Here is a 14,023-nt window from a genome sequence, read left to right on the forward strand (position 1 = left end):
AAGCCTGGAGCCCACCCGTGAGCAAGCGTACTTTCCAGCCGAACAACCGTCGCCGCGCGAAGACCCACGGCTTCCGGCTGCGGATGCGCACCCGGGCCGGTCGCGCCATCCTCGCCTCTCGCCGCCGCAAGGGCCGCGAGAAGCTGTCGGCCTGATCGTCCCGCGCGACTACAGCCCGCCGGCGGATCACGCCGGCGGGCGTTAGACGTATACGGTGCTGTCCCGTCAATCCCGCATGCGACGCGGGGAGGAGTTCGAGGCGGCGGTCAGGCGCGGTAAGCGCGCGGGCCGCCCGACTCTTGTGGTGCATTTCACCCTTTCTGGGGAAGAGCCACCTCTCGTGGGATTTGTGGTGAGCAAGGCCGTCGGGGGCGCCGTGACCCGAAACAAGGTCAAACGACGGCTCCGACACCTGATGCGGGACCGTCTCCACCGGCTGCCGCGAGGTAGCCTGCTTGTGGTACGCGCCAACCCACCGGCCGCGTCCGCGCGATTCGAGCACCTGGCCGCCGAACTCGATCTCGCGCTGGATCGTTTGCTAAGGCGGCGCGAGTCCTCGACGGGTGGACAGAAATGACGGAGCAACCGCAAGGGGTAGAGCCGGGCCTCGCCGCCCGGGCGCTCATCATCCCCATTCGGTTCTATCGGGCGTTCATCAGCCCGCTGCTCGGTCCACGCTGCCGGTTCTACCCGTCGTGCAGTGCCTATGGGCTCGAAGCGATTGCCGTGCACGGGGCATTGCGCGGCGTATGGCTGACTGTCCGGCGCATCGGGCGGTGCCACCCATTCCATCCCGGAGGTATAGACCCGGTGCCCCCACGCCCGGTCCGGTCCCACGAAACGCAAGGGAGATAGCTCGGTGGAGCTGTCCTGGCTGAGCTGGCTGTACCAAGCCGTAGCCCAAGTCATCATCTGGATCCATACTGCATACAGCACGGTCCTCAACCCGGACAGCGGGCTGACCTGGGCGTTGACGATCATCACGCTTACCGTGTTCATGCGGATCCTGATCTTCCCGCTCTTCCTGAAGCAGATGCGCTCGTCGCGGAAGATGCAGGAGCTCGCCCCCAAGGTTCAAGAGCTGCGCAAGCGTTACAAGAACGACAAGCAGCGCATGAACCAGGAGGTCATGGCGCTCTACCAGGGCGCGGGCGCGAACCCCCTCGGTGGCTGCCTGCCCGTCCTCGCGCAGTTCCCCATCTTCATCTCCATGTTCACGGTGCTGCAGAACATGGCGAACGGGCACGCGAAGTACGGCATGACGCAGGAGCTCGTCGACAGCGCGCGGAAGGCGCACATCTTCGGCGCGCCGCTGCCCGCCAACTTCTTCATGTCGGCCGAGGATCTCGCCGGCTTCGGAGCGGGCAACGTACAGACCAAGGTGGTCCTCGGCATCTTCGTCGCGGTCAGCTCGCTGACGACGTTCCTCACCGTCCGGCAGAGCGTCACCCGCTCCATGGCGCAGATGCCCGACAACCCCATGGCGCAGCAGCAGAAGATCCTGATGTACATCTCGCCGCTGTTCGCCTTCTTCAGCCTGAACTTCCCGCTCGGTCTGATCATGTACTGGGTCACCACCAACGTGTGGACCCTCGGTCAGCAGCACTGGTTCTACAGCCGGCACCCGATGCCGCAGTACGACGCCAAGGGCAACGTGATCCCGGTCAAGGCCAAGCCCGGGCTGATCGCCAAACTGCGGAAGACCACTCCGGAAGAAGAGGCCCCTCCGCCTCCTCCGGAGCCTAAGATCATTAGGCAGCAGCCGAGCAGGCAGTCACGCAGCAAGCGCACCGGCAGCAAGAAGTCTTGAACACGAAGGAGAGGCCGGCCATGACCGAGGCCGAGCAGGAGAAGGCTCCTGATCTCAACGCGCTGGAGCAGGAAGGTGAGATCGCTGCCGACTACGTCGAGGGCCTTCTCGACATCGCCGACATCGACGGCGACATCGACATGGACGTCGAGGGCGACCGGGCCCTGGTCTCCGTCGTCGGGCTGAAGAGCACGGAGCTGGTGGGGCCGGCGGGCGAGGTCCTCGAAGCGCTGCAGGAGCTGACCCGGCTGGCCGTGCACCGGCAGACCGGCGAGCGCTCGCGGCTGATGCTCGACGTGGCCGGCTACCGCGAGCGGCGCCGCGCGGAGCTGACCAAGCTCGGCACCGAGATCGCGAACCAGGTCAGGGAGCGCGGCGAGTCGAAGGCGCTGCAGCCGATGACCCCGTTCGAGCGCAAGATCGTCCACGACGCGGTGGCCGCCGCCGGGCTCCGTAGCGAGTCCGAGGGGGAGGAGCCGCAGCGGTACGTGGTGGTCCTGCCCGCCTGAGGCGCGTTCTGTTCCATCCGGCCGTCTGCCCGCTGTCGCGCGTGGCAGGCGGCCGTTTTCGTGGGAGATGGCGGTGTTAGCGCTCTCAGGTGGGCGAAGGCGTGCCGACGGCGCGCTCACAGGTCTCCTTGACCCCGGCCCGCTAGTCTGCCTTTGTGATCTCACCCCGTAGCCTTGGGGGAGAGCGAGACCGAGCAGGGCTCCGGAACAGCCGCCACCCGGCCGGAGCCCATGTCTGAACCCCATACCGACACAGCGAGCAAGGGCCGCCACGCCCCAGAAAGGGCCACCGAACCAGTGAGCGACGATCAGCTTCCTGAGCCGCCGGAGATAGCGCGGGACGTCTTCACCGGGGAAGCTTGGGAGCGTGCCAACGCCTTCGCCGGGCTGCTGGCGGGTCCCGGCGTCGTCCGCGGGCTCCTGGGGCCGCGGGAAGTGCCGCGGATCTGGGATCGTCACCTGCTCAACTGCGCGGTGGTGGCCGAGGCCGTGCCGCCGGACGTACGGCTGGTGGACATCGGCTCGGGAGCGGGGCTGCCCGGACTGGTCCTGGCCATCGTGCGGCAGGACATCACGGTTACGCTGTTGGAGCCGCTGCTGCGCCGTACCGTGTTCCTGGAGGAATGCGTTGAGGTGCTCAAGCTGGACAACGTCGAGGTGTTGCGCGGCCGGGCGGAGGAGCTGGCCGGCAAGCGCGAGTTCGACGTCGCCAGCGCCCGTGCGGTGGCGCCGCTCGACCGCCTCCTGAAATGGGCGATGCCGCTGCTCCGCGAGGGCGGCCAGCTCATCGCCATGAAGGGGGAGCGGGCCGCCGGCGAGCTGGCCGAGGCGGAGGCCCAATTGCGGGCCAGCGGAGCCCGAACGGCCGAGCTTGTGACCGTCGGGCACGGTAAGGTCGAGCCGCCTGCAACATTGGTTCGGGTGGTAGCGGGTCGCGCGCCGGAGCGAGCAAGGCCGCGACGGAGGAGGTGACGGTTGTGCCAGTCGCGATGAGCGGTCTGGGCTGGCCGGACAGCCGTCGGTCCGAGAGTCCCAACGGGGTTGGCTGGCCTGAAATGGGCGTGTCGCGACAGCAAACTCCCGGCACCGGCACACCACTGGTTGAAAGGATGGCCAACGTGACCCAGACCCCCCTGAACCCCGGTGATTCGCCCCTGGTACGAGAGGCCCTCAGCTCAGTGGTTTCACGTGAAACATCTGCAACCCAGACGGCCGCTCAGCCAGGCGAGACCTCGAACGACGGCAACGGCACCTGGCCACGCCCGTCCAAGACCAGAGTGATCGCCGTTGCGAACCAGAAGGGCGGCGTGGGCAAGACGACCACCTCGGTCAACATCGCCGCCGCCCTCTCCATGCACGGCCAGCGCGTCCTCGTGGTGGACCTCGACCCGCAGGGCAACGCTTCCACCGCCTTGGCGACGGAGCATCGTGGTGACGTTCCTGACGTGTACCAGGTGCTGGTGGACGATCTGCCGATGGCGGACATCGTCAAGCAGGTGCCCGACATGCCGAACCTCTACTGCGCTCCGGCCACCATCGACCTCGCGGGTGCGGAGATCGAGCTCGTCTCCCTGGTCGCCCGCGAGGCCCGGCTCCGGCGGGCGCTGGCGGCGTACGAGGGGGTGGATTTCGACTACATCGTGATCGACTGCCCGCCGTCGCTCGGGCTGCTGACGGTGAACGCCTTGGTGGCGGCCGATGAGGTCATGATCCCGATCCAGTGCGAGTACTACGCGCTGGAGGGGCTCGGCCAGCTTCTCCGGAACGTCGACCTGATCAAGGCGCATCTCAACCCGACGCTGCGGCTGTCGACGATCGTGCTGACGATGTACGACGGGCGGACGCGGCTGGCGTCGCAGGTGGCCGAGGAGGTGCGGGCGCACTTCGGGGAGACGGTGTTGAATACGGTGATTCCGCGTAGCGTGCGGTTGTCGGAGGCGCCTAGTTATGGGCAGTCTGTGATGACGTACGATCCGGGGTCCAGTGGGGCGATGGCTTATATGGACGCCGCCCGAGAGATCGCTCACCGCGCCACTGTCGCCTGAGATCTGGCATCTGCGTTCGTCCGCACTGGGCGTACGCCTGGTTCCGGGTACGTCCGGACTCGTTGCATGCCTGCATTCGGGACATGCCTGTGCGGGAATGCGGTCTGCGCTGAGGGCGTCGTTACTGCGCTTGGGGGCGGGGCGCGCTGGCATGGTCCTGTTTCCGCGTGCTCGCCTGGTGCAGGCTGGTCATCCCTGCACGGCCGCATCGGCCGTGGTCATGTGTTGTTCATCGCGTGCTCAGCGGCTTTGTGACTCCGTACGAATGCGACCGCGTGTTGGGTTCGCGCCGTGGGCGGGCTCGGTGCGGGGGAGGTGCGGCGGGGTCGGCGCACTGTGGTCCTGTGGTTGGCGGGCGCACCGAACGACAGCGCATCGTTGCCATGCGCTGGCGCTCGCCCCTCAGCGTGGAGAGTGACGTGCGTGGCGCTTCGTTCCCCAGCCCGCCGCTGTGGCTCCTGAATCACCTGCTGAGTCCAACGACCGTTAGCCGCCCACCCCGCTGTGGCCGCAACTCGTGCGCCATGCAGAGCTGCCAACCGCCTCGGCCGTTCGCATGCGGTGCCCGTCAGGAAGGGCATGCGACTAGCGGTCCGTGTTGAACGCTGAGCCGTGAGCAGGCTCGTCTGGGCATCGGAGTACCGAGTGGGACTGGCCGGCCGTGCACTTGTGCCCACACGCGGTCGTACCGGCATCCGCCGGCCGCCGGCCCGCACTGTCCCCCCGCGCCTACCGGCGGTCGCATGCTCTTCTAGTCCATTGCCGCAGCCGGCGATGGCACGCACTTCTCGGCCGACGCGTGGCTCGCCTCGCCTGCTTCCTTCGTCGCGGCCTACTGCACCGCGCTCGCTGCGCTCCGCGCACGCCTACTGCACTGCGCGCGCTGCGCTCCGCGTGCCTTGCTCGCATTCGCCTGCCGCGTTCCCTGCCTCACCGCGCCGCTAGGTTCAGCCTGGCCCTGCTGCTCGCCTTGCTGGCCTCGCTCATCGTCGCGCTGCGCTTGCTTCGCCCACCTGCCTCGCCGTGCTCATCCCGCCGCCCGCCTCAATGCGCCCACCCATGTCGCGCTTCCTCGCTCCGCTTGTCGCGTTCGTTCCTCTCTGCTGCTCGCTTGCGGCACCCGCCTACTCGCCCGCGCTCGTCGCCCGCCACGGCGTTGTGCTTGCCTCTCCGCCCACCTCGCTCTGCTTCCTCTCTCGTTGCCGTCGCCCGTCGCCCGTCGGCCATCCTTCGCTTGGCGCGGCCCCGCCCGCTGCACGTGCCGCACCATACGCGCGTCGCGCTCGCATCACTCGCGCACGGTGTAAGGCTCGCCGCACCCAATTGCCTGTTGGTGCTGCGCTCACCTCGCCTCGTCCCGCTTACCTCGTTGGCGTCGGGCCCGCGTCGCCACGTGCCGCTTGCCTCGTTGGTGCTGGGATGGCATCGCGTCGTTCGGGGTTGCTGTGGATGGGACTGGCGCATCTTGGGGCTCAGTCACGAGTTGGGCAGGTTTGTGACCGTGTCGGTGTAAATCCAACGGGGTGGTGTGTGGCGAGGGGGCACCCTGCGGGGCAGGCGACGGTAACCTCTCCTGGAGTGACCGGAATCGACCGGGTGGATGAGGAGACGCAGTGAGTCAGCAGCGGCGGGGATTGGGCAAGGGACTCGGGGCGCTCATCCCGACCGGTCCCATCGTTGACGGTACGGGGGCGGCGCCGACCCCGTCGAATGGGTCAACGGGGGAGACGGGGCCCAAGCCGATCGCCGGGGCGTACTTCAAGGAAGTTGCGCTGTCCGCGATCGTCCCCAACCCGCGGCAGCCGCGTGACGTCTTCGATGAGGAGCGTCTTGAGGAGCTTGCGGCGTCCATCCGGGAGGTCGGGCTTCTGCAGCCGATCGTGGTCCGGTCGGTCGGAGGTGGTCAGTACGAGCTGATCATGGGGGAGCGGCGTTGGCGGGCGTGCCAGCAGGTGGGTCTCGACCCGGTGCCGGCGATCGTTCGCAACACGCAGGACACCGATCTCCTGCGTGATGCCCTCATCGAGAACCTTCAGCGTGAGCAGTTGAACGCGTTGGAAGAGGCGGCGGCGTACCAGCAACTGCTTGATGACTTCCAGGCGACGCATGATCAGCTTGCGAAGAAGGTCGGCCGCTCTCGCTCCCACATCACCAACACTCTGCGTCTGCTGAACCTGCCCCCTGAAGTTCAGCTCAAGGTTGCGGCTGGGTCCATCACCGCCGGTCATGCCCGAGCTCTTCTTGGGCTGGAGAACGCCGAGGAGCAGATCAAGCTCGCCAAGCGCATCGTGGCGGAGCTGCTCTCGGTGCGGGCGGTGGAGGAGATCGTGTCGATGGGGAGCGCGAAGGCGGCGACGAAGCCGGCGCGGGAGCGTCCGGTTGCCAAGCCGACCGCGCCGGGTCTTACCCATCTCGCCGACCGGCTGTCCGATCATTTCGAGACCAAGGTGAAGGTGGATCTGGGGCGCAGGAAGGGGCGCATCGTGGTGGAGTTCGCCACGATCGATGATCTTGAGCGCATCATTGGGACCATGGCGCCTGAGGCGGTGCGTGCGATGCGGGAGGCTGAGGAGTGACCGATCCGGCCATCTCGTGTCGTTGTGGTTTCACGTGAAACATGGCGCCGGGGTGTTGTGGGGCTCTGCTCCCGTGCTGTGGATCTCTGGTTCTGTTTCACGTGAAACATGGGAAGTGAATGTCCCGCGCCGCTGACGAGCTCTCGTCAGCGGCGTTCTTGTTTCACGTGAAACGTGGGTGGCCGGCGCTTGCTGGATAGCCCGGGTCGTGGTCGTCTCTTGCCGGGTGCCGGGTGCCGGGTGCCGGGTGCCGGGTGCCGGGTGCCGGGTGCCGGGTGCCGGGTGCCGGGTGCCGGGTGCCGGGTGCCGGGTGCCGGGGGTGAGAGCGGCCGCTTCTGGGATTTGGTGGCGGGTGGCGGCTGGAGTTGGTGGGCCTTGTTTCACGTGAAACGTGGGCCGGTGGGGGGTGTGCGCTACACGGCGGCGGCCTTGTGGATGTCGACGAGGAAGTCGTCTACGTGTTCCGGTGCCGTGTCGAAGGCGGTCATCCAGCGGACGGTCCCTGCGGCTTCGTCCCAGTAGTGGAACAGGTAGCGCTGGCGGAGGGTTTCGGCGAGGGGGAGCGGGAGGGTGGCGAAGACGGCGTTGGACTGGACCGGGTACGCCAGCGAGACGCCGGGGATGTCTACCAGGCCGTCCGCCAGGCGGGTGGCCATCGCGTTGGCATGTTCGGCGTTTCGACGCCAAAGGTCGTCCGTCAGGAGGGCTGTGAGTTGTGCGGAGATGAAGCGCATCTTCGAGGCGAGTTGAAGGGACTGGCGGCGGAGGAACGGTACGGCGTGAGCGAGCGATGAATCGAGGACGACGACGGCCTCGGCGGCCAGTGCGCCGTTCTTCGTGCCGCCGAAGCTGAACACGTCCACTCCGGCGTCCGTTGTGATGGCCTTCAGGTCGCAGCCGAGGTACGCGGCTGCGTTGGCGAGCCTGGCACCGTCCACGTGAAGGCGCAGGCCCGACTCGTGTGCCGTCTCGGCGAGGGCGGTGATTTCGGCGGGGGAGTAGGTGGTGCCGAGTTCGGTGGTCTGGGAGATGGAGACGACTGCGGGCTGGGACTCGTGGGGGTTGCCGAGGCCGCCCAGGCGCGACTTGATGTCGGAGGGGCGTAGCTTGCCGTCCTCTGTGGGGACGGTCATGAGCTTCACGCCGAGGAGGCGCTCCGACGCTCCTGCTTCGTGGGTGGCGATGTGGGCGCTGTCGGCACAGATGATGGCGCTGTAGCGGCCCAGCATGAGAGCGAGGCCGACCATGTTGGCGCCTGCTCCGTTGAGCATCGCGAAGCCGTCGGCGTCCGGACCGAAGGTCTGCTTGATTCTTTCCTCGAACGCTGAGGTCCAGTTGTCGTCGCCGTACGCGGGTGCGTCGCCGACGTTAGCGGCGGTCATGGCTTCGAGGATGGCCGGGTGTACGCCGGCGTGGTTGTCGCTGGCGAAGCTCTTGGGGTACATCGAATCGATCAGCACATCGTAAGGCTACTGACATGGGGTGGGCGTTCCGTCTCGCCGAGGTGGTGACCACGGTCGCCGGTGTGATCGTGTGCGTGCGGGTCGCTGCCGATGGGGAGTGAGGGTTGTCGTTGACGTGGGCCGGGGGTGATGTTCTCTGGGGGCGCGCGGCTTCTGGGGATTGAGCGCCCCCTCTGTGGGAATCCCGCGACCTTCTGTGGGAACCGCGACCTTCTGCGGGAGTCGCACGTCCTCATGTGGGGGTGAGAGCGTGGCGGTCGAGGGGCGTTTGGGGGATGGGGGAGTGCTGCGTCGGGTGTCTGGCGGGTGAAGGGCACCGTGGTTGGGCGGCTCCGTGTGCGGACGCGCGCCGTGGTCAGGTGGCTCTCGTGCTGGTGCTTCGGGGTGGGGGTGTTCGGCTGTTTGCTTGAGCGCGTGTCGATGCCGATGCCGGTGCCGCACGTGCGGGCGTCCGTGCCGTGAGAAGCGAGGATCAACGAAATCGGGTCAGGGAGCGCAGGGTCGGTGGGGTTGCGCATCCGGGAAGCGCTGCGTCGGCGGGGCTGCGCATGCGGCGGGTATGGGTGTGGGCGGTGAGGCGGCGCGGGTGCGAATTGGCGCGCGTACGAGGAGGGGCGCGCGCGAGGCCGTGTGGTGTGAGGTGGCGCGCGTACGAGGAAGGGCGCGCGAGGACGGGCGCATGCGCGAGCTGATTTCGCGGCCGCTGGTACGTGCTGGCGCAGCACATCTTGCGCCTGGCGCGCCGCCGCGCCGCTGCACCGGTCGTGCGGCTAGGAGCGCCGCACGACCGGCGCACAGAAAGCTTCACGGAAAGCACGCATGAGGTCTCGCGGAAGGTACGCAAGTGGCCTCACGGAAACATGCACGAGGTCTCGGGGAGCGCGCGCGAGAAAGCCTCGTGGAAATCATGCACGAGGCTCGGCGGTGTGAAAACAGAGGGCCTAGGAGGTGGCGGAGCGGGAGGCGGCGTTCTGGAGGAGGGTGCGGCAGAGTTCGCCGAGGTCCTGACCGGCCGCCTCTGCCGACATCGGCAATGTCGACGTCTCCGTCATCCCCGGTGCCACGTTGACCTCGAGGAAGTGCGGCACCCCGTCGGCGTCCACGATCAGGTCGGTCCGGGAGATGTCGCGCAGCCCCAATGCCGTATGGGCGGTCACCGCGGCTTCGGCGCAGGCGGTGGCCGCGGCGGCGGAGAGGCGGGCGGGGGCGAAGAACTCGGTGTGGCCGGCGGTGTAGCGGGCCGCGTAGTCGTACACGCCTTCGTCGGGGACGATCTCCACGGCGGGCAGGGCCACGGGGCCGTCGCCGAGGTCGACGACGGAGACGGCCACCTCGACGCCCTCCACGTACCGCTCGATCAGCGCGGTGTCGCCGTACGCGAAGCAGCCGACCATCGCGGCGGGCAACTCCTCGGCGGTGGGGACGAACGAGGCGCCGAGGGCGGAGCCGCCGCGGGCGGGCTTGACGAACAGGGGGAGGCCGAGGCGTTCCACGATGCGGCCGAGCACGACCGTGGCGCCGAGGTCGTGGAAGGTCTCCTTGGGCAGCGTGACGGACGCGGGGGTAGACAGGCCGACGGAGCGGACGACGGCCTTGGCGGTGGGCTTGTCGAACGCCACGCGGCAGGCGTCGGGGTCGGCGCCGACGTACGGGACGTTGAGGAGTTCCAGGACGGAGCGGATGGCGCCGTCCTCGCCCGCGCCGCCGTGGAGGGTCACGAAGACCGCGTCCGGCGGGTCGGCCAGGACGGAGGGTACGAGGGAGGCGTCGGTGTCGCGGGTCTCCACGTCGATGCCCGTCGCGCGCAACACCTCGCTGACTCTGCGACCCGAGCGCAGAGACACCTCTCGCTCGTAGGAGAGGCCTCCGGCCAGCACGAGCACGTGGCCCAGATCGCTCATCTCATCCCTCCGCTGAAGCCGCTGGCTGACGCCGCTGATGTCAGGCTGTCCAACCGTACCGGCGGCTGGGGCTAATGGTGTACGGGAGGTGCTTTCTCCGGCGATCCCCTCCCATCTCCGCCGTAAACAGCGACAGTCTCCCGCCGTGATCGCCGTGAACGCGCTCCCGCCGCATGCACTGACGGTCTCCTGCCGTGAACGGCGACAGGCCGGCGTCGCTGGTTGCGCGACGCCGGCCTGCCGGTGAGGATCAGGCCAGGTCGGGCCCTGGTGTGTCGACGCCCAGGTGGTCGCGGGCGGAGGCGGTGCCGAACGTGTCCCTGAGCTGGATCTCCTGCTCGATCACCCCGGCCAGCCTGCGCACCCCTTCACGGATGCGGTCGGGCGCGGGATAGCAGTACGACAATCGCATGTGCCGCGCGCCGCTGCCGTCGGAGAAGAACCCGGTGCCCGGCACGAACGCGACCCGCTCCGCCACGGCCCGGGGCAGGATCGCCTTGGAGTCGAGCCCTTCCGGCAGGGTGGCCCAGACGAAGAAGCCGCCCCCAGGCCGCGTCCACGTGACCTCGGGCGGCATCAGCGACTCGAGCGCGTCCAGCAACGCGTCGCGGCGCTCGCGGTAGAGCTCCCTGAAGGATTTGATCTGCTCGTGCCACGGCTGCGTCGCGAGGTACTGTCCGACCGCGAGCTGCGTGAAGGACGAGTGCGACAGCACGGCCGACTCCATGGCCAGCACGAGCTTCTCGCGGATGGCGTGCGGAGCGAGCGCCCAGCCGACGCGGAAGCCGGGGGCGAGCGTCTTGGAGAACGACCCCAGGTAGACCACGCCGTCGGGGTTGTCGGCCCGCAGGGCTCGCATGGGCTCGCCGTCGAAGCCGAGCAGCCCGTACGGATTGTCCTCGATGATGAGGATCCCGGCCCGCTGGCAGATGTCGAGCACCTGCTGCCGGCGGGCGATGTTCAGCGTGACGCCGCCGGGGTTGTGGAAGGTCGGGATCGTGTAGAGGAACTTGATGGGCGCGCCGGCCGTCTCCAGGGCGTAGATGGTCTGTGCCAGCGACTCGGGCACGATGCCCTGATCGTCCATGGCGATGTGGACCACTTTGGCCTGATAAGCGGCGAACGTTCCCAGCGCCCCCACGTACGAGGGCCCTTCGGCCAGCACGACATCGCCCGGGTCGATGAAGATCCGGGTGATCAGGTCGAGGGCCTGCTGCGAACCGACGGTGACGACCACGTCGTTCGCCCCGGCGTTGATCCCCTCAAGCCGCATGACCTCGCAGATCTGCTCGCGCAGATGCGGGTCGCCCTGGCCGGAGCCGTACTGCAGCGCGACGGGACCGCGCCGGGTGACGAGGTCGGAGACGAGCTCGCCGACCATGTCGAGGGGAAGGGCCGTGACGTACGGCATGCCGCCCGCGAGCGAGACCACCTCGGGCCTCGACGCGACGGCGAAGAGAGCTCGGATCTCGGAGGCGACCATCCCGGTAGCTCGCGCGGCGTACCGATCGACGTAGGCGTCGATGCGCGACCCTTGGGTCGCGGGTGTCTGACCGTGATCCTGCTCTTCCGTCACGGCCCACCTCCTAGGTCTCATATGGGGCTGAAATACCAGATTACGCCAGACGGACATGTCGCCCGTCGCCGGGCTCGACCGTCGTGGTGTCCGGTGGCGGCATCTTCACTGGGCTACGATGCCACCTGTAGACGCGGTTTTCGCGCGCTTTTCCGGGTCAACGATAGGGGCCGTAGTTGTCGCGCCGGCTGGTCAACATAACCCTGGACAATGTTGAAGATCTACCGCGCCGCTGCCGAAGGTGCGTGTTCTGGGAGCTCGACCCCATGAGCGGGGAACGGGCGGTGGATTCCGGCGATCCGGCGCTGGAGAAGGAGGCCTGGATCTCCGGCACCCTGCTGGAGTGGGGGAGTTGCGGGAAGATCGCCTATGTCGACGGCGTGCCCGCGGGGTTCGTGCTCTACAGCCCGCCGCTCTACACGCCGCGTTCGGTGGCCTTCCCCACCTCGCCGGTGAGCGCCGACGCGGTGTTGTTGATGACGGCGCACATCATTCCCGAGTTCTCGGGTGGCGGGCTGGGCCGGATGCTGATTCAGGGAGTGGCCAAGGACCTGACGCGGCGCGGCGTGAAAGCCATTGAAGCTTTCGGGGATCTCAAGTGGGAAGAGCCTAGTTGCGTCGTTCCAGCGGAATACTTGCTTTCTGTGGGGTTTAAGACTGTTCGTCCGCATTTGCGATTTCCGCGGTTGCGGCTGGAGCTCAAGAGCGCCGTCTCGTGGCGTGAGGACGTCGAGGTGGCCCTCGAACGCCTCCTCGGCTCCATGAGCCCGGAACGGGCACTACGTCCCGTCTGACGCCACCACAGCGCCTTCTACCCCGACAGGAGAACGCCCCCGCGGTCACGAAGACCACGGGGGCGTTCTCATGGGCGTCCTAGATGATGCCCTCGAGCTCGCGCAGCAGCATGGCCTTCGGCTTGGCGCCGATGATCTGCTTCACGACCTCTCCACCCTTGTAGACGTTCATCGTCGGAATCTGGAGCACACCGTACTGGCGGGGCACCTCCGGGTTCTCGTCGATGTTCAGCTTGACGATCTCCAGCTTGTCGCCGTGCTCCTTGGCGATCTCCTGGAGGATGGGCGCGACCTGGCGGCACGGGCCGCACCACTCCGCCCAGAAGTCGACCAGCACGGGCTTGTCGCTCTTGAGGACCTCGGACTCGAAAGTGGCGTCGGTGACAGCCTTCACGGTGCGCTCCTTACTTCTCGTTGTTGGCGAGCCAGCGCTCGGAGTCGAGCGAGGCCGCACAGCCGGTGCCCGCCGCGGTGATGGCCTGGCGGTAGGTGTGGTCGACGACGTCGCCGGCGGCGAACACGCCTTCGATGTTGGTCGCCGTGGACGGGGAGGCCACCTTGATGTAGCCCTCCTCGTCGAGGTCGATCTGACCCTTGACCAGATCCGTACGGGGGTCGTGGCCGATGGCCAGGAACAGCGCGTCGGTCGCCAGCTCGCACTCCTCGCCGGTCTTGACGTTGCGCAGCTTGACCGCCTCGACCTTGCCCTCGCCGAGCACGTCCACGACCTCGGAGTCCCACACGAAGCGGATCTTGTCGTTGCCGAACGCCCGCTCCTGCATGATCTTGCTGGCCCGCAGCTCGTCGCGGCGGTGCACCACGGTCACCATGCGGCCGAACCGGGTCAGGAACGTGGCCTCCTCCATCGCGGTGTCGCCACCGCCGACGACCACGATGTCCTTGTTGCGGAAGAAGAACCCGTCACAGGTCGCACACCACGACACGCCGTGGCCGGACAGCCGCTTCTCGTTCTCCAGGCCGAGCTCGCGGTAGCCGGAGCCCATCGCCAGGATGACCGACTTGGCGTAGTACGTGTCGGTGTGGGTCTTGACGACCTTGGGGTTGGCGTTCAGATCCACCTCGACGACGTCGTCCGCCACCAGCTCGGCACCGAACCGCTCGGCCTGCTTGCGCAGGTTGTCCATGAGGTCGGGGCCCATGATGCCGTCGGGGAACCCGGGGAAGTTCTCCACGTCGGTGGTGTTCATGAGCGCGCCGCCCGCGGTCACGGAGCCCTCGAAGACGAGCGGCTTGAGTTCGGCGCGCGCGGAGTAGACGGCCGCCGTGTAACCGGCGGGGCCGGATCCAATGATGATCACGTTACGGACGTCGCTCAACGCTCCCACGCC

The 14,023-nt window shown here is 67.8% G+C and carries 14 protein-coding genes; 9 read left to right on the forward strand and 5 right to left on the reverse strand.

Translation table 11 applies throughout. From position 1 onward, the window contains the following. Positions 1-17: 17 nt before the first annotated feature. The 8 genes from rpmH (at position 18) to HD593_RS57995 (ending at position 6,940) form a co-directional block, all read left to right on the forward strand. On the forward strand, positions 18-155 hold the full coding sequence (gene rpmH, locus HD593_RS57960) for a 50S ribosomal protein L34 (RefSeq protein WP_020547366.1): 138 nt from the start codon (positions 18-20) through the stop codon (positions 153-155). Between the two features lie 80 nt (positions 156-235). Further along, positions 236-577: a ribonuclease P protein component gene (gene rnpA / locus HD593_RS57965; RefSeq protein ID WP_221525457.1), complete on the forward strand. Its 342-nt coding sequence runs from the start codon at positions 236-238 to the stop codon at positions 575-577. Next, positions 574-855, forward strand: a complete 282-nt coding sequence (gene yidD / locus HD593_RS57970; protein WP_185111329.1) for a membrane protein insertion efficiency factor YidD — start codon at positions 574-576, stop codon at positions 853-855. The genes rnpA and yidD overlap by 4 nt, the downstream gene beginning before the upstream one ends. Positions 856-859: 4 nt before the next feature. Next, the gene (gene yidC / locus HD593_RS57975; protein WP_185111330.1) at positions 860-1,810 is read left to right on the forward strand and encodes a membrane protein insertase YidC; all 951 of its coding nucleotides are present in this window, start codon (positions 860-862) and stop codon (positions 1,808-1,810) included. Positions 1,811-1,830: 20 nt separating this feature from the next. After that, a complete protein-coding gene (locus tag HD593_RS57980) occupies positions 1,831-2,319 on the forward strand; it encodes a Jag family protein (protein ID WP_185111331.1) in 489 nt (162 codons plus the stop codon). A gap of 297 nt (positions 2,320-2,616) precedes the next feature. After that, positions 2,617-3,291, forward strand: a complete 675-nt coding sequence (gene rsmG / locus HD593_RS57985; protein WP_185111332.1) for a 16S rRNA (guanine(527)-N(7))-methyltransferase RsmG — start codon at positions 2,617-2,619, stop codon at positions 3,289-3,291. A gap of 305 nt (positions 3,292-3,596) precedes the next feature. Continuing rightward, on the forward strand, positions 3,597-4,364 hold the full coding sequence (locus tag HD593_RS57990; RefSeq protein WP_185112736.1) for a ParA family protein: 768 nt from the start codon (positions 3,597-3,599) through the stop codon (positions 4,362-4,364). A 1,613-nt stretch (positions 4,365-5,977) separates the two neighbouring features. Next, positions 5,978-6,940, forward strand: a complete 963-nt coding sequence (locus HD593_RS57995; RefSeq protein ID WP_185111333.1) for a ParB/RepB/Spo0J family partition protein — start codon at positions 5,978-5,980, stop codon at positions 6,938-6,940. 413 nt (positions 6,941-7,353) lie between these two features. Here the strand turns inward: HD593_RS57995 and HD593_RS58000 are convergent, their stop codons facing one another. From HD593_RS58000 to HD593_RS58010, 3 genes are all read right to left on the reverse strand, one after another. Continuing rightward, entirely contained in the window at positions 7,354-8,400 is a 1,047-nt protein-coding gene (locus HD593_RS58000) for a threonine aldolase family protein (protein ID WP_312904412.1), read from the reverse strand. A 944-nt stretch (positions 8,401-9,344) separates the two neighbouring features. Next, the gene (locus tag HD593_RS58005; protein ID WP_185111334.1) at positions 9,345-10,304 is read right to left on the reverse strand and encodes a D-alanine--D-alanine ligase family protein; all 960 of its coding nucleotides are present in this window, start codon (positions 10,302-10,304) and stop codon (positions 9,345-9,347) included. A 250-nt stretch (positions 10,305-10,554) separates the two neighbouring features. Further along, positions 10,555-11,787 carry an aminotransferase-like domain-containing protein gene (locus tag HD593_RS58010; protein ID WP_246549801.1) on the reverse strand — a complete coding sequence of 411 codons (1,233 nt, stop codon included), beginning with the start codon at positions 11,785-11,787 and terminating at the stop codon, positions 10,555-10,557. A 338-nt stretch (positions 11,788-12,125) separates the two neighbouring features. Between HD593_RS58010 and HD593_RS58015 the strand changes: the two genes are divergently transcribed. Further along, a complete protein-coding gene (locus HD593_RS58015) occupies positions 12,126-12,674 on the forward strand; it encodes a GNAT family N-acetyltransferase (RefSeq protein WP_434094564.1) in 549 nt (182 codons plus the stop codon). Positions 12,675-12,753: 79 nt separating this feature from the next. Here HD593_RS58015 and trxA read toward each other — a convergent pair whose 3' ends face one another. Both trxA and trxB read right to left on the reverse strand, forming a co-directional pair. After that, entirely contained in the window at positions 12,754-13,068 is a 315-nt protein-coding gene (trxA, locus tag HD593_RS58020; protein ID WP_185111336.1) for a thioredoxin, read from the reverse strand. A gap of 10 nt (positions 13,069-13,078) precedes the next feature. Then, complete coding sequence (gene trxB, locus HD593_RS58025) at positions 13,079-14,011, reverse strand: thioredoxin-disulfide reductase (RefSeq protein ID WP_185111337.1); 933 nt, start codon at positions 14,009-14,011, stop codon at positions 13,079-13,081. Between the last annotated feature and the right edge of the window lie 12 nt (positions 14,012-14,023).

Origin of the sequence: Nonomuraea rubra, assembly GCF_014207985.1 — a bacterium.
Taxonomy (GTDB): domain Bacteria; phylum Actinomycetota; class Actinomycetes; order Streptosporangiales; family Streptosporangiaceae; genus Nonomuraea; species Nonomuraea rubra.